Raw genomic sequence first — 15,034 nt, forward strand, 5'->3', positions numbered from 1 at the left:
TCCCAGCGGATGATTCTGGGTGCCCAGCGTGCCCGGTCGGGCGGTCCTGCCGCGTGTTACCGGGCCGGTTTTCCCAAGTCTTTGGGTCCGCCGGCTAGGCACTCTGGAAATGACTGTGTAGTTAAAAGATAAAACTCTGGCTAGCCTACCGTGGGCGCCCGGCGGCTGACTGTCGTGGACCTCGAGCAACCTCGAGGGCGCGCAGCGCCGGTTGGGGCCGGAAGGGAGCCCGAGAGGTCCGCGTGGGACCGAGTTGCCCTTCCTCGGCAGGTACCACGTCGTCCCCCTGCGGGCCGGCCTTAAACCTTGCGCGGTGTGCACGGCGTTTGAAGTACTCACCCAGAAAGCGCGGGGGCTGTGGTTTGACCCATTCTGTGGGGTCAGGGCCCAGGGACAACGCATCTCGACTGCACGAGCAGGCCCGAGCACATGTGCTTTACTGTTTAACTTAGGGCAGCTCACGTAGCTCAAACGCTCAAGCAGCTCAGCCAGTCCCAGATAGTATAGCGCAAGATTTCGCCTTATTCGGTACCGGTCCCACCCCGGGGCCTAAAGAGGTGGCTATCATAGTGACCATGCACTCCACCATGCAGGAAGTCCCGCTCAATATCTCCCGTATCTTGGAGCAGGGCGCCACCGTCCACAGCCAGACCAAGGTCACTACGTGGCACGGCGAGCACGCCCCCAACGGCGCCGGGGCGGCCGAGGAATGCACCTTCGCGGACATCGGGGCGCGCGCGGCGGCCTTCGCCCACGTGTTGCACGACGAGCTGGGGGTTACCGGCGACGAGCGCGTCGGCTCTTTCCTATGGAATTGCGCGGAACACCTCGAGGTCATGTTCGCCGTGGCCTGCAAGGGCGCGGTCTTTACCCCGCTGAACAAGCAGCTGATGAACGACCAGATCCGGCACATTGTCAACCACGCGGAGATCGAGGTCATCGTCGCCGATCCGCGCTTGGCCCAGCAGCTGGGCGCGGTCCTGGCTGGGACCGCAACCGTCCGCGCGGTCGTCTTCACAGGCCCGGGTCGGGTGAGCCACTTGAGCCCCTACTTCCCCCGCGGCGTGGAAGTCTATTCCTACGAGGCCCTGTTGGACGGGCAATCGACCCGCTATGACTGGCCGGTGCTAGACGAGTCCGCGGCCGCGGCGCTGTGTTATTCCACCGGCACGACCGGCGCGCCCAAGGGCGTGGTCTACTCGCACCGCTCCATCTACTTGGCCTCCATGCTGCTGCGCACCACGGACAGCCTGGCGATTACCCACGGCGAGTCCTTCCTGTGCTGCATTCCCATTTACCACGTGTTGTCCTGGGGCGTGCCTTTTGCCGCCTTCATGACGGGCACGCCGCTCATCCTGCCGGACTCGGATGTCTCCGCGCCCACCCTGGCCAAGCTCATCGCCTCCACCCACCCGCGCGTGGCGCACGGCGTGCCGACCATCTGGATCCAGCTCTTCATCCACTATCTCCACCACCCGCCGGAGCGCATGTCGCTGACCGAAATTTACGCCGGCGGCTCCCCGGTCCCGCCGCAGGTGATCAAGGTCTGGGAGGAGCGCTTCGGCGTCGACGTGGTGCACGTGTGGGGCATGGTGGAAACCACCACTGTGGGCACCGTGGCGCGCCCGCCGCAGGGCGCTAGCGGCAATTCCCGCTGGGGGTACCGCATCTCCCAGGGCCGCTTCCCCACCAGCCTGGAATACCGCGTGGTCAACGACGGGCAGGTGGTCTCCAAGACCGACCGCAACGCCGGTGAGATCCAGGTCCGCGGCAACCTGGTCACGGAGTCCTACTATCACTCGCCCGCCGCGGAGGAAGGCGGGGCGGCCTCCCAGTTCCGCGGCAAGCGCACCGAGGACGCGGCCAGCAAGTTCACCGCCGACGGCTGGCTGCGCACCGGTGACGTGGGCTCGGTGACCAAAGACGGCTTCCTGACCATCGAGGACCGCGCCCGCGACGTCATCCGCTCCGGCGGCGAGTGGATCTACTCCGTCCAGCTGGAAAACCTCATCATGGCCGACGACCGGGTCATCGAGGCCGCCGTCATCGGCTACCCCGACAAGCAGTGGGGCGAGCGCCCGCTGGCCGTGACCGTCCTCCAGCATGACATCGACCCGACCATCGAGACCGCTGAGAGCCTCCGGGAGAACTTGCGCTCCGAGCTGCCCGGCTGGATGCTGCCGGAGTACTGGACCTTCATCAAGAGCATCGATAAGACGTCGGTGGGCAAGTTCGACAAGAAGGACCTGCGCTCCCACCTGGCCGAGGGCGAGTACAACATCATTCGCCTGGCCGGCCCGGGCGAGGCCAACCAGATTGATGACAATGCCACCTTGGATCCGGACCAGCCGCTGACCTAAGCCCGCGCCCTCGGAAAGGAATAGCTAACCTGGGCGCGCCGTTGTGGTTAGTAGTCCTATCCGCACAACGCATAGAGTTGGGAGAATATGACTGACCGTTCTTCCGCCCCGAAGGTGCTGCTACCCACCCCGCGCGTAGCCGGCCGCCCGCAGGCCGCCGCGGACCTGCCTGCCGCCGACGCCAACGGCAACCGAGCCTTGGTGGACAAATACGGTCGCGTCGCCCGAGACCTGCGCGTGTCCCTGACCGACCGCTGCAACCTGCGGTGCACCTACTGCATGCCCGCCGAGGGCCTGGACTGGATGCCCAACCAGCACAAGCTCGACGACGCAGAAACCATCCGCCTTATCCGCCTGGCCGTCGAGCGCCTGGGCATCCGGCAGGTCCGTTTCACCGGCGGCGAGCCGCTGCTGCGCAAGTCGCTGTCAGAAATCATCGCGGCCACCAAAAATCTGCGCACCGACGAAGGCCACGCCCCCAGCACGGCGCTGACGACGAATGGGCTGGGCCTGGACAAGCGCATCGACGAGCTCAAGGCCGCCGGGCTGGACCGGGTCAACATCTCGCTGGACACGATCAACCACGCCGCCTACGCCGAGCTGACCCGCCGCGACCGGCTCGATTCCGTCTTCGCGGCCATCGATGCCACCCTGGCCGCCGGCCTCCACCCCGTTAAGATCAACGCCGTGGTCATGCCCGGCATCAACGACGCCGACATCGTCGAGCTGGCCGACTTCGCCCTGCACAAGGGCGCGCAGCTGCGCTTTATCGAGCAGATGCCCCTGGGCCCGCGCGAGCAGTGGGATCGCTCCACCATGATCACCGCAGACGACATCCTCGACCGCCTGAAATCCGCGTTCAACCTGCACCCGGCCCGCGCCCCGCGCGGCTCAGCCCCCGCCGCGCTATGGGAGGCGACCTGCCCCGACGGCACGCGCGGCAAGCTAGGGATCATCGCCTCGGTCAGCCACCCCTTTTGCGGCGACTGTGACCGCACCCGCCTGACCACCGACGGCGCGGTGCGCAACTGCCTCTTCGGGAACTCGGAGACCTCCCTGCGCGACCTGATGCGCCAGGGCGCTTCCGACGAGGAACTCATGGCCGCCTGGGCCGGCGAGATGTGGACCAAGCTGCCCGGCCACGGCGTCAACGACGAGGGCTTCCTGCAGCCGGACCGGCCGATGTCCGCCATCGGCGGGTAGCCAGCTTAAGCTAGAACCCGTTATGCACCATTCTTCATCGTGCTCCGTCACCGACCACCTCGCGCGCGTCCTCAGCCTCGTCCAGCCCCTCCCAGCCGTGAACACGCCTCTGAGCGAACTGACCAGCGGCCAGTATTGCGCCGCCGATGCCACCTGCCGCATCCCCGTGCCCGCCTTCCACAACTCGGCCATGGACGGCTTCCTGGTCCACCGCGCCGACCTAGGCTCCGGCTCGGCCACGCTGCCGGTAGTAGGCGACGTGCCGGCCGGCAGCGCGCCACAGGAGGTGCCCGCCGGTGCTGCGGTGCGGATCATGACCGGCGCACCCGTCGCCGATCCCCTCGATCCGGAGCTCGTGGTCGTGCCCGTGGAGCTGACCAATATCCCCGCCGGGCCGACCCCGCTGCCCGAAACCGTGACCATCCACGGTGCCGATCCCGCCCGCGCCCACATCCGCCGAGCCGGCGATAACCTCGCCGTTGGGGACACGGCCGTCCGTGCCGGGTCCCGCGTGGATCCCGGGGTCATCGCCGCCTGCCACTCCGCGGGTCTGGCCACACTGCCCGTGCACCGCACGCCGCGGGTGGCGGTGATTTCCACCGGCGACGAGCTCGTGAGCCTGGGCTACGGCGGTGCCCAACTGCTGCAACCTGGCCAGATCCCGGATTCCAACCGGCCCATGCTGGCCCAGCTCGTGCGGGACTCCGGGCCCGCCGAGCTAACGCACCTGCACGCCGGAGACAGCGACTGCGCCGCGGGCCAGAGCGATTCCTTCGTCGCCCTGGCTCATCAGGCGGCGCAGACCCACGACCTCATCATCACCAGCGGCGGGGTCTCGGCCGGGGCCTTCGACATCGTCCACACCAGCGCCCAGGCCCACGCCCGCGATGCCTGGTTCGGCGACGTCGACCAAAAGCCCGGCGCCCCGCAGGGAATAAGCGTCTGGGGCTCGACGCCGATGATTTCTCTTCCCGGCAACCCAGTGGCGACCTTCGTCTCCTTCCACCTCTACGTCGCCCCCGCGCTGCGCGCCCTGCGCGGCGATCCGCACCCGGACCTTCGCCGCCGCGGGATAGTCCGCGCCGGCGAAGAGTTCCCCGACACCCGGGACCGACCCGCCTGGCTGCCGGTCTGGGTGGACTACGCGGACAACCCGCCCGCCGCCTTCCCTTTCAACGGGCGGCGGCTGGGTTCCCACATGGTGGCCAACCTGGCCGGCACCGCCGGGATGGTGGGCCTTGCCGCCCACGCCGCCGGACCCCGGGCGGGCGATACTGTCGAAATCACCTGGTTTTAAACCTGGTTTAAGCAGCTTTTAAAGAAAGGACGAGCAATGGAGTTTACGCATCTCAACCACGCCGGCGAGGCCTACATGGTCGACGTGACCGAGAAGAAGCCGACGGTGCGCACCGCCACCGCCGAGGGCGAGGTGGCCTGCTCGCGAGAGGTCATGGACGCGCTGCGCGACGGCACCGTGCCCAAGGGCGACGTGCTGGCCGTGGCGCGCGTGACCGGCATCGCGGCGGCCAAGAAGGTCCCGGAGCTGCTGCCGCTGGCGCACACCATCGGCGTGCACGGCTGCAGCGTCGACCTCGAGCTTCACAAAGACTGCGTGGCGATTTCGGCCACCGTGCGCACCGCGGATCGCACCGGCGTGGAGATGGAGGCCCTGACCGCGGTGAACGTCGCCGCGCTGGCGATCATCGACATGGTCAAGGGCGTGGACCGTTCCGCCTTCATCCGCCGCGCCGGAATCGTCGCCAAGTCCGGCGGGCGCTCCGGCGACTGGTCCCGCACCCTGCCTGAGGCCTAGGCTATGGCCCAGCCTGCTTATCCCCTCCCCGGCCAGCTCGGCGCGCTCGTTTTGGCCGGCGGCCGCGGGCGCCGCATGGGTGGGCTCGACAAGGCGAGCCTGCGCGTTGCCGGTCAGCGCCTGGTCGACCGCGTGCTGGGGCAGCTGCCCTACCACTGCGAGCGCATAGTGGTCTCCCCCTACCCGCTGGGACTGCCACAGGTCTGCGAGAACCCACTCTTCGGCGGCCCGGTCGCCGGCATCGCGCGCGGCACACAGGCCCTGCACAGCGACTACATCGCCGTACTGAGCGTCGATGCCCCCGATTCCGCCCAGCTTCTCCCCACCCTCTGGCGCGCGCTGCACGCTGCCAATGCCGACGCCGCCATCGTCCGCAGCGCCGACGGCTTCCTGCAGCCGCTGTGCTCGCTGTGGAAGGCCGACCACCTGCGCCGCGCGCTCGCCCAGCTGCCCCGAGTGTACAACGCCTCCGCCCGCCGGCTGCTGCGCCAGGCGCGCCGCGACTCCCGGCTTATCGAGGTCCCCGGCACCGGCGCCGAGCGCGACTACGACACGCCTCAGGAGCTAGCGGCATTCGCGGAAAATGTCTTTCAGCAGGGGCAGCACCACCGCTAAGGTGTCCTCGACCGCCCCGACCGAGGAGGCGGAATTGACCAGCAAGTTCCCCGGCGGGCACGAGGTGACACCGATAATCCCGCGGCACAGGCCGGCCCTAGGTGAGTTCTTCAAGCCCTCCAGGAGCACCTGGGTCTCTAGGCCCCACATGCGGGCCGCGATGAATTCTTCCGTGACCTCCGGGGTGTCGTTGTCGCGGGAAATCCCGGTTGCGCCGATGACCAGCACCACGTCGGTGCCCGCCTCGATTACCTGGCTCAGCGCCGGCCGCAAATTCGCAGCGCCCTCGTTTAAGCACTGCTTTTGCGTGACCTCCACGCCGTGGTTGGTCAATAGCTCCACCGCACGCTGACCGGCCTTGTTGGGCTTGGTGCCCTCCTTGATGCGGTTTGACGCGACGATTACTGCGGCCTTCAACTCAGGCATTGGTGCCTCCTGGTGTCCCATTCGGCTGCCTCCTCTACTACACCCGTGAGAAAAATCACTGTGGGGTTTAAATCCCCTGCTTAGGCAATCTTCAGCGGCCTACCCAGCGCGAATCGGAGGGCAGGGAAATGCGCAACATTAACGTTTCCTAAATAAACCCAGAAATTTCCGTACAAACTCCTCTTCTGAGTCTAATACTCGATAGATTGATATTCAGCTATTCCTTCGAGATGTTTTGAGGACGCCCCATGACTCAGTTAGACACCTCAGGCAAAGTCATCCAGGGCTGGGATCCAGAAGATTCCGACCACTGGGACTCCAAGATTGCCTGGCGCACGCTCATTATTTCGACGACCACCCTGTTCATCGGCTTCGCCGCGTGGTACCTGGTCTCCGCCATCGCCCCCATCCTGAACGAGATCGGCTTCGATTTGAGCTCCGGACAGCTCTACGCCCTCACCGCGGTCTCGGGCCTGGCCTGCGGTCTTTTCCGCCTGGTCTTCATGTTCCTGCCGCCGGTGCTGGGCACCCGCAAGCTGGTCACCTTCTCCGCGCTGCTGTTCCTGCTGCCCATGTTCGGCTGGTTCTCGGTCGTCCAGCGCCCCGATGCTTCCTTCGTTGAGCTGCTCGCCATCTCCTTCGCCTCCGGCATCGGCGGCGGCGTCTTCTCCGGCCTCATGCCATCCACCGGCTACTTCTTCCCGAAGCGGATGTCCGGCACCGCGCTCGGCCTGCAGGCAGGCCTGGGCAACTTCGGTATCTCCTTCATCCAGCTGGTCGCCCCGTGGCTGATGGGCTTCAGCCTCATCGGCATCGGCTTCGTCGCCCCGCAGCGCCTGCCCGACCAGACCGCCATTTTCGTCCACTCCCCGGCCATCTTCTTCGTGCCGTGGACCATCGTCATGGCCGTGCTGGCCTGGACGCTGCTCAAGGACGTGCCGGTCAAGGCGAACTTCCGCCAGCAGATCGACATCTTCGGCAACATCAACACCTGGGTGCTGACCGTCGTCTACCTGATGAGCTTCGGCGCCTTCTCCGGCTTCGCCGCCCAGTTCGCCCTGATGATCAATGACCTTTACGGCCAGACCTCCAAGTTCGCCGAGGTCATGAACCCCGACGACCTGCCCCGCGGCGCGGCCTTCGCCTTCATCGGCCCCCTGCTCGGCGCCCTCGTGCGCGCGCTGTGGGGCCCGCTCTGCGACAAGTTCGGGGGCGCCTTCTGGACCTTCATCGGCTGCCTGGGCATGACCATCTTCACCGCGTTCTCCGCGCTGTTTTTGAACCCGGATTCCCCGGACCAGTTCTGGTGGTTCCTGGCCGGCATGCTCATCATGTTCTTCTTCACCGGCCTGGCTAACGCCGGCACCTTCAAGCAGATGCCGATGATCCTCCCGCCGCGCCAGGCAGGCGGCGTGGTCGGCTGGACCGGCGCCATCGGCGCCTTCGGCCCGTTCGTGGTCGGCATGCTCCTGTCGGCTATGCCCATGGCCGCCTTCTTCTGGGGCTGCGTGGTCTACTTCGCCATCACGACGGTCCTGGTCTGGGTCTTCTACGCCCGTCCGAACGCCCCGTACCCCGGTTAAACCCAGCCCCCAACAGAGAGTTTTACCCCCATGACTACTCAAGTCCCCGCTCCCGAAAACGGCAAGCTCAACCCACTGTTTAAACTGGGCGCCTACCTGCGCCGCGGCGAGGCTTCTGCCTCCGGCCAACAGGTCTTTTTGCAGGGCGGCCGGCAGGCCGACGTCTTCTACCGCAACCGCTGGGCCTTCGACAAGATGGTTCGCTCCACCCACGGCGTCAACTGCACCGGCTCCTGTTCCTGGAAGGTCTACGTCAAAGACGGCGTCATCACCTGGGAGTCCCAGGCCGTCGACTACCCCACCACGGGCCCCGACACCCCGGAGTACGAGCCCCGCGGCTGCCCCCGCGGCGCCTCCTTTTCCTGGTACACCTACTCCCCGACCCGCGTGCGCTACCCGTACGCTCGCGGCGTTTTGGTGGACATGTTCCGCGAGGAAAAGCAGAAGCACGGCGACTCGGTGCTTGCCTGGAAGGCCATCCAGGAAGACCCGGACAAGCGCCGGGCGTATATCTCCCAGCGCGGCAAGGGCGGACTAATCCGCATCTCCTACGAGGAGGCCATCGACATGGCCTCGGCCGCGCACGTCTACACCATCCGCAAGTACGGGCCCGACCGCATCAACGGCTTCACGGTCATCCCGGCGATGAGCCAGGTCTCCTACGGCGCCGGCAGCCGCTTCCTGCAGATGATCGGCGGCGTCGCCCTGTCCTTCTACGACTGGTACGCGGACCTGCCGCCGGCCTCCCCGCAGACCTTCGGCGACCAAACCGACGTCCCCGAGTCCGGCGACTGGTACAACTCCTCCTACCTGATGATGTGGGGCTCCAATATCCCGGTCACGCGCACCCCGGACGCCCACTTCATGGTTGAGGCCCGCTACAAGGGAACCAAGGTCGTCGTGGTCTCCCCCGACTTCGCCGACAACACCAAGTTCGCCGACGAATGGGCCCGCATCGAGCCGGGCACCGATGCCGCCTTGGCCTTTGCCATGGGCCACGTCATCCTCAAGACCTTCCACGTCGACCGCCAAGAGCCGTACTTCCTGAACTACATGCGCAAGTACACCGACGCGCCGTTCCTGGTCTCCCTCGACCAGCGCGAAGACGGGACCTACACCCCCGGAAAGTTCTTCACGGCTTCCCAGACTAACGATCCCTCCTTGGCCGACAGCCCCAACGCCACGCACCGTGGCCTCGTCATGGAGGAAAACGGCCGCGTGGTCGATCCGGGCGGCACCGTCGCCGACCGCTGGGACATGGATTCCGCCAAGTGGAACCTCTCCCTGGACGGCGTCGACCCCGTCATGTCGGTGGCGGAGACAGATTCCTTCTCCACCGCCGAGGTCCTCTTCCCGCGCTTCGACCTGGATACCGACCCGGCCGATATCGGCACCGGCAAGCCGGTCGGCGCCGGCGTGGTCCACCGCGGCGTGCCCGTGCGCGAGGTCAACGGCAAGCTGGTCACCACCGTCTTTGATATCATGCTCGCCCACTACGGCGTCCCGCGCGAGGACCTGAACCTGCCGGGTAGCTGGCCGACCGGCTTCGACGACGCCAGCGAGGTCGGCACCCCGGCCTGGCAAGAAGAGCTCACCGGTGTTCCCGCCGCCGCGGCCATCCGCATCGGCCGGGAATTCGCCCAGAACGCCGCGGACTCGCAGGGACGTTCCCAGATCATCATGGGCGCGGGCGTGAACCACTACTTCCACGCCGACAACATCTACCGCAGCTTCCTGGCGCTGACCTCGATGTGCGGCACCCAGGGCGTCAACGGTGGCGGCTGGGCGCACTACGTCGGCCAGGAAAAGCTGCGCCCTGTCAACGGCTGGACCCAGTGGGCCATGGCCACCGACTGGCAGCGTCCCCCGCGCCACATGATTTCCACCGGCTTCTACTACTTCGCCACCGAGCAGTACCGCTACGACAACTCGCGCGCCTCCCAGCTGGGCTCCCCGCTGGCCAGCCGCGGGGCCATCGGCGACAAGATGGTCTCCGACACCATGTCCGAGGCCATGCGCCGCGGCTGGATGCCGGCGTACCCGCAGTTCAACCGCAATTGCCTGCTGCTAGCCGACGAGGCGGACGCCGCCGGCCTGGACATCAACGACTACGTCGTCCAGCAGCTGCAAAAGGGCGACCTGGAGTTTGCCTACGACAACCCCTCGGCAGAAGAGAACTGGCCGCGCATCCTGCTCAACTGGCGTACCAACCTGCTGGGCTCCTCGGCCAAGGGCACGGAGTTCTTCCTCCGCCACCTGCTGGGCATCGACTCGGATGCCACCGCCGAAGAGCTTTCCCCGGAGCAGCGCCCGCGCACCATCAAATGGGTCGATAAGGCCCCCGAGGGGAAGCTCGACCTGATGCTGACCACGGACTTCCGCAACACCTCGACCACGCTGGTCTCCGACATCGTGCTGCCGGCCGCTACCTGGTACGAAAAGCACGACATGTCCTCGACCGACATGCACCCCTACCTGCACTCCTTCAACGCGGCCATCAACCCGCCGTGGGAGGCGCGCACCGACTTCGAGGTCTTCCAGGACCTGGCCGCCGCGCTGTCCGACAAGGCCGTCAAGTGGCTGGGCACCCAGCGCGACGTCATCACGCAGCCGAGCCACCATGACACCCCGGACGAGCTGGGCATGCCCAACGGCATCGTCCCGGACATCGACGAGGTCGGGCTGGTCCCGGGCGTGACGATGCCGAAGCTGCACGTCGTCGAGCGCGACTACACGCGCATCTACGAAAAGTGGGCGCACCTCGGCCCGCTGCCCGCTAAGGCCGGCACCGGCGTGCACGGCACCAAGTTCAACGTGGAAAAGCAGGTCAAGGAGCTCGAGCTCATCTGCGGCACCTCGCAGACCTCCCAGGGCGAGCTCATCGATCTGACCAAGGACACCAAGGTCATCGACGCCATCCTGCACCTGTCCGGCGTCTCCAACGGCGAGCTGGCGCAGCAGGGCTTCGAGTTCCTGTCCTCGCGCACCGGCAAGGACCTCACCCCGCTGGGCGCTTCCGATGCCGATGTCCACATCACCTGGGACGCCATCAAGGAGCGCCCCACCGAGGTCATCACCTCGCCGGAGTGGACCGCCGACAAGCGCAACAAGCGCCGGTACACGGCCTTTTCCATCAACGTCGAGTTCGACAAGCCCTGGCACACGCTCACGGGCCGGATGCACTACTACCTCGACCACGACTGGTTCATGGACTACGGCGAATCCCTGCCCGTGTTCCGCCCGCCGCTGGACCACGTCCACCTGCACGGCGAGCACGCCCCCGGCCAGACGCTGAGCAACGAGCGCGGCGAGGCAGAAGTCACCCTGCGCTACCTGACTACCCACAACAAGTGGTCCATCCACTCGCAGTACTTCGACAACCTGCACGTTTTGTCTATCTCCCGCGGTGGCCAGGTGGTCTGGATGTCCGACAAGGACGCCGAAAAGATCGGCGTTAAGGACAACGAGTGGGTCGAGGTCTACAACCGCAACGGCGTCGTCAGCGCCCGCGCCATCGTCTCCCACCGCATCCCGGAAGGCACCATGCTGTGCAACCACGCCCAGGAGCGCACCGTCGGCACCCCGCTCAACGAGCACACCGGCCGCCGCGGCGGCACCCACAACTCGCTGACACGTATTTCCATCAAGCCGGTCCACATCGCGGGCGGCTACGGCCAACTTACCTACCACTTCAACTACATCGGGCCCACCGGCAATAACCGCGACGAGGTCACCCGCGTCCGCCGCCGTTCCCAGGAGGTGTCTTACTAATGAAGGTCATGGCTCAGATCTCAATGATCATGAACCTCGACAAATGCATCGGCTGCCACACCTGTTCCGTGACCTGTAAGCAGGCATGGACCAACCGTGAAGGCACCGAGTACATCTGGTTCAACAACGTCGAAACCAAGCCCGGCGTCGGTTACCCGCGTGGCTGGGAGGACCAGGAGAAGTGGAAGGGCGGCTGGGAGCGCACCAGTTCTGGCAAGCTCAAGCCCAAGGCCGGCGGCCGGCTCAAAAAGCTGGCGACCCTGTTCCACAACCCTAACCTGCCGACCATCCAGGACTACTACGAGCCGTGGAGCTACCAGTACGAGGACCTGATGGGCGCCAAGGCCGGGCAGAAGACCCAGCCGACGGCCAAGCCGGTCTCCCAGATCGACGGCCGCCCCATCGAGAAGGTCGAGTGGTCCTCCAACTGGGACGACAACCTGGGCGGGTCGACTGCCACCATGGACAACGACCCGGTCCTGCACGAGATGAACCTGGACGTGAAGAAGGAGATCGAAGACACGTTCATGTTCTACCTGCCGCGCATCTGCGAGCACTGCATGAACCCGACGTGCGTGTCCTCCTGCCCGTCCGGCGCGATGTACAAGCGCACCGAGGACGGCATCGTGCTGGTTGACCAGGACGCCTGCCGCGGCTGGCGCATGTGTGTCTCCGGCTGCCCGTACAAGAAGGTCTACTTCAACCATAAGACGGGCAAGGCCGAAAAGTGCACGCTGTGCTACCCGCGCATCGAGGTCGGCCAGCCCACGGTATGCTCGGAGACCTGCGTGGGCCGCCTGCGCTACCTGGGCGTCATCCTCTACGACGCCGACCGCGTCGCCGAAGCCGCCGCCACCGAGGCCCCCCAGGACCTCCTGGAGGCCCAGAAGTCGGTCATGCTCGACCCGCACGACCCTGAGGTCGTCAAGGCCGCCCAGCGCGAGGGCATCCCGCACTCCTGGATCGACGCGGCACAGAACTCCCCCATCTACGACCTCATCTTCAAGTACGGGGTCGCGCTGCCGCTGCACCCGGAATACCGAACCCTGCCCATGGTCTGGTACATCCCGCCGCTGTCGCCCATCGTCGACCAGGTCACCGCCTCCGGCAACGACGGCGAGGACCACAAGATCCTGTTCACCGCCCTGTCGCGCATGCGCATCCCGCTGGACTACCTGGCGGGCCTGTTTTCCGCCGGCGACCCGATCCCAGTGGAAAAGGCTCTGCGCCGGCTGGTGGCCATGCGCTCGTATATGCGCGACATCAACCTGGGCAACGAGCCGCAGGAGGAAATCGCGCAGGCGGTCGGCATGGACGGGCGCACGATGCAGGAGATGTACCGCCTGCTCTCCATCGCCAAGTACGACGACCGCTACGTCATCCCCACCGCCTCCCCCGAGACCCCGCGCGGCATCAGCTCGCTGGATCCCTTCGGCGGCGTCGACCCGGCCCGCAACCTGAACGACACGTTCCAAGACCTGGGCATGGGGGCGCCGGAAGCCTGCACCCACGGCAGCGCGCCCAGCGGCAAGGTTTCCCTCCTGTCCTGGACCGGGGACCGTCCCGATTCCATGTTCCCGCCGAGGAATTAAGCAATGCCAGCCATGAATATCTTTGAAAAACTCGCCCGCCGCAGCCCCAACCGGCCCCCGGCCGACGATGCCGTGGCCGGATTCGGCACCCCAGCCGGCATCGGTAGCGGCGGCGGAGCCAAGGACGTCGAGCGCGCCATCCGGACCCACACCGGCAAGCTCCCCGATGAGTTCATCGCCCCGGTGAAGGTCTCGGTAGACCAGCGCCGAATTATCGCCATGGCGGTCTCGGTGCTGCTCAACTACCCGCAGCCGGATTTCCTGCAGCGCCTCGAGACCGTCGAGGAGCAGCTGGATCAGCTGCCGCTGGCCATCGCCACCGATTTCGTGGACTTCGCCACCTGGGCCCGCGCCGCCGGGCTGCGCGGGATGGAGGAGCACTACGTCGAGACCTTCGACCAGCGGCGCCGCTGCTCGCTTTTCCTGTCCTATTACGCGGTCGGCGACACCCGGCAGCGCGGCATGGCCATCCTGTCCTTCCGCCAGCAGCTCGAGGCCCTGGGCTTCGTCGTTAGCGACGAGGAGCTGCCCGACCACCTCTGCGTCGTTTTGGAAGCCCTCGCGCTTAGCGAGGACCACGACAGCGCCGTAGAGATGGTGGCCAGCTACCGGGAGGGCATCGAGGTGCTGCGCGCGGCCCTCGGCCACGTCAACTCGCCCTACCTGAGTCTGGTGACGGCCCTGTGCAAGTCCTTGCCCAAGGTCGACCCGGACACCGCCCAAAAGTACGTCGATCTCATTCGCACCGGCCCACCCGCTGAGATGGTCGGAATTGCGGATCTGCCCTTCCCTACCGCTCAGCCGAACACGGTCTAAGGACTTTCCATGGATACTTTCAACAACTTTCTTTGGGGAGCATTCCCCTGGCTCGCGATAGCCGCATTCGTCGTCGGCATCTTCTGGCGTTGGCGCTCCGACCAGTTCGGGTGGACCACCCATTCCACCCAGATCTACGAGTCCAAGCTGCTGCGCCTGTCCTCCCCGCTGTTCCACTGGGGCATGGTCTTCGTCATCATCGGCCACCTCATGGGGCTAGCGATGCCCAAGTCCTGGACCCGCGCCGTCGGCATCAGCGACCACGTCTACCACTGGATCGCCACCATCCCCGGCTCGATTGCCGCGGTCGCCGTGCTACTGGGGTTTGTTGGGCTGGTCTACCGCCGCGTGGTCAACCGTTCCGTCTTCCTGTCAACCTCCACATCCGACAAGGTCATGTACGTCCTGCTGGGGCTGGCCCTGCTGTCCGGCTCCATCGCGACGTTCACGCTGCAGCTTTTCGACCTGGGCGGCACCCACGGCTACGACTACCGCGAGACTATCGCGCCCTGGCTGCGCAACCTGCTCATCTTTAACATCCAGCCCGAGCTGATGTCCAACGTGCCATGGCAGTTCAAGGTCCACGTCCTGGCGGGCTTTACCATCATCGCCGTCTGGCCGTTTACCCGCCTGGTGCACGCCTTCTCCGCGCCCGTCGGCTATGTCACGCGCCCGTACGTGGTCTACCGGTCCCGCGACCAGCGCACAACCGACATGCGCCACCACGTCGCTTGGGAGCCGGTGCGTTCCCACCGTGCGCAGTTGGACAAGAACGAAACGCCGTCCCACGGCGCCTAGACCGTAGTTTTCCACAGCCCCCGCCTAGTGCGGGGGCCTTTGTGTACCTAATTATGC

11 protein-coding genes are annotated in these 15,034 nt (G+C 66.1%); 10 read left to right on the forward strand and 1 reads right to left on the reverse strand.

The features are described from left to right. The first annotated feature begins 575 nt into the window (after positions 1-575). The 5 genes from HMPREF3067_RS07020 (at position 576) to HMPREF3067_RS07040 (ending at position 5,991) form a co-directional block, all read left to right on the forward strand. Positions 576-2,360 carry a long-chain fatty-acid--CoA ligase gene (locus HMPREF3067_RS07020; RefSeq protein ID WP_070769028.1) on the forward strand — a complete coding sequence of 595 codons (1,785 nt, stop codon included), beginning with the start codon at positions 576-578 and terminating at the stop codon, positions 2,358-2,360. Between the two features lie 87 nt (positions 2,361-2,447). Next, the gene (moaA, locus tag HMPREF3067_RS07025; protein ID WP_070769016.1) at positions 2,448-3,563 is read left to right on the forward strand and encodes a GTP 3',8-cyclase MoaA; all 1,116 of its coding nucleotides are present in this window, start codon (positions 2,448-2,450) and stop codon (positions 3,561-3,563) included. A 22-nt stretch (positions 3,564-3,585) separates the two neighbouring features. After that, the gene (locus HMPREF3067_RS07030; RefSeq protein WP_070769017.1) at positions 3,586-4,860 is read left to right on the forward strand and encodes a molybdopterin molybdotransferase MoeA; all 1,275 of its coding nucleotides are present in this window, start codon (positions 3,586-3,588) and stop codon (positions 4,858-4,860) included. 36 nt (positions 4,861-4,896) lie between these two features. Further along, on the forward strand, positions 4,897-5,376 hold the full coding sequence (gene moaC, locus HMPREF3067_RS07035) for a cyclic pyranopterin monophosphate synthase MoaC (RefSeq protein WP_070769018.1): 480 nt from the start codon (positions 4,897-4,899) through the stop codon (positions 5,374-5,376). 3 nt (positions 5,377-5,379) lie between these two features. Continuing rightward, complete coding sequence (locus HMPREF3067_RS07040; protein WP_070769019.1) at positions 5,380-5,991, forward strand: molybdenum cofactor guanylyltransferase; 612 nt, start codon at positions 5,380-5,382, stop codon at positions 5,989-5,991. Here HMPREF3067_RS07040 and HMPREF3067_RS07045 read toward each other — a convergent pair. Then, positions 5,941-6,417, reverse strand: coding sequence for a molybdopterin-binding protein (locus HMPREF3067_RS07045; RefSeq protein ID WP_070769020.1), 477 nt, complete (start codon positions 6,415-6,417; stop codon positions 5,941-5,943). The genes HMPREF3067_RS07040 and HMPREF3067_RS07045 overlap by 51 nt on opposite strands. 248 nt (positions 6,418-6,665) lie before the next feature. On the opposite strand from HMPREF3067_RS07045, the gene HMPREF3067_RS07050 reads away from it, so the two are divergent. The 5 genes from HMPREF3067_RS07050 to narI are packed head-to-tail and all read left to right on the forward strand — an operon-like array spanning position 6,666 to position 14,977. Continuing rightward, positions 6,666-8,000: an MFS transporter gene (locus tag HMPREF3067_RS07050; RefSeq protein WP_070769021.1), complete on the forward strand. Its 1,335-nt coding sequence runs from the start codon at positions 6,666-6,668 to the stop codon at positions 7,998-8,000. A 30-nt stretch (positions 8,001-8,030) separates the two neighbouring features. After that, positions 8,031-11,771, forward strand: a complete 3,741-nt coding sequence (locus HMPREF3067_RS07055; RefSeq protein ID WP_070769022.1) for a nitrate reductase subunit alpha — start codon at positions 8,031-8,033, stop codon at positions 11,769-11,771. Beyond that, complete coding sequence (narH, locus tag HMPREF3067_RS07060; protein WP_070769023.1) at positions 11,771-13,363, forward strand: nitrate reductase subunit beta; 1,593 nt, start codon at positions 11,771-11,773, stop codon at positions 13,361-13,363. The genes HMPREF3067_RS07055 and narH overlap by 1 nt, the downstream gene beginning before the upstream one ends. A 12-nt stretch (positions 13,364-13,375) precedes the next feature. After that, positions 13,376-14,179 (forward strand): nitrate reductase molybdenum cofactor assembly chaperone, encoded by an 804-nt coding sequence (narJ, locus tag HMPREF3067_RS07065; RefSeq protein WP_083319191.1) that lies wholly within the window; start codon positions 13,376-13,378, stop codon positions 14,177-14,179. A gap of 9 nt (positions 14,180-14,188) precedes the next feature. Beyond that, positions 14,189-14,977: a respiratory nitrate reductase subunit gamma gene (narI, locus tag HMPREF3067_RS07070; RefSeq protein ID WP_070769024.1), complete on the forward strand. Its 789-nt coding sequence runs from the start codon at positions 14,189-14,191 to the stop codon at positions 14,975-14,977. Positions 14,978-15,034: the final 57 nt, after the last annotated feature.

The organism is Corynebacterium sp. HMSC04H06 (assembly GCF_001815935.1).
Taxonomy (GTDB): Bacteria; Actinomycetota; Actinomycetes; order Mycobacteriales; family Mycobacteriaceae; genus Corynebacterium.

Excerpts from the sequence above, each read along its gene's own strand:
- HMPREF3067_RS07020 (WP_070769028.1), top strand. The coding sequence starts at position 576 with ATGCACTCCACCATGCAGGAAGTCCCGCTCAATATCTCCCGTATCTTG.
- moaA (WP_070769016.1), top strand. The coding sequence starts at position 2,448 with ATGACTGACCGTTCTTCCGCCCCGAAGGTGCTGCTACCCACCCCGCGC.
- HMPREF3067_RS07030 (WP_070769017.1), top strand. The coding sequence starts at position 3,586 with ATGCACCATTCTTCATCGTGCTCCGTCACCGACCACCTCGCGCGCGTC.
- moaC (WP_070769018.1), top strand. The coding sequence starts at position 4,897 with ATGGAGTTTACGCATCTCAACCACGCCGGCGAGGCCTACATGGTCGAC.
- HMPREF3067_RS07040 (WP_070769019.1), top strand. The coding sequence starts at position 5,380 with ATGGCCCAGCCTGCTTATCCCCTCCCCGGCCAGCTCGGCGCGCTCGTT.
- HMPREF3067_RS07045 (WP_070769020.1), bottom strand. The coding sequence starts at position 6,417 with ATGCCTGAGTTGAAGGCCGCAGTAATCGTCGCGTCAAACCGCATCAAG.
- HMPREF3067_RS07050 (WP_070769021.1), top strand. The coding sequence starts at position 6,666 with ATGACTCAGTTAGACACCTCAGGCAAAGTCATCCAGGGCTGGGATCCA.
- HMPREF3067_RS07055 (WP_070769022.1), top strand. The coding sequence starts at position 8,031 with ATGACTACTCAAGTCCCCGCTCCCGAAAACGGCAAGCTCAACCCACTG.
- narH (WP_070769023.1), top strand. The coding sequence starts at position 11,771 with ATGAAGGTCATGGCTCAGATCTCAATGATCATGAACCTCGACAAATGC.
- narJ (WP_083319191.1), top strand. The coding sequence starts at position 13,376 with ATGAATATCTTTGAAAAACTCGCCCGCCGCAGCCCCAACCGGCCCCCG.
- narI (WP_070769024.1), top strand. The coding sequence starts at position 14,189 with ATGGATACTTTCAACAACTTTCTTTGGGGAGCATTCCCCTGGCTCGCG.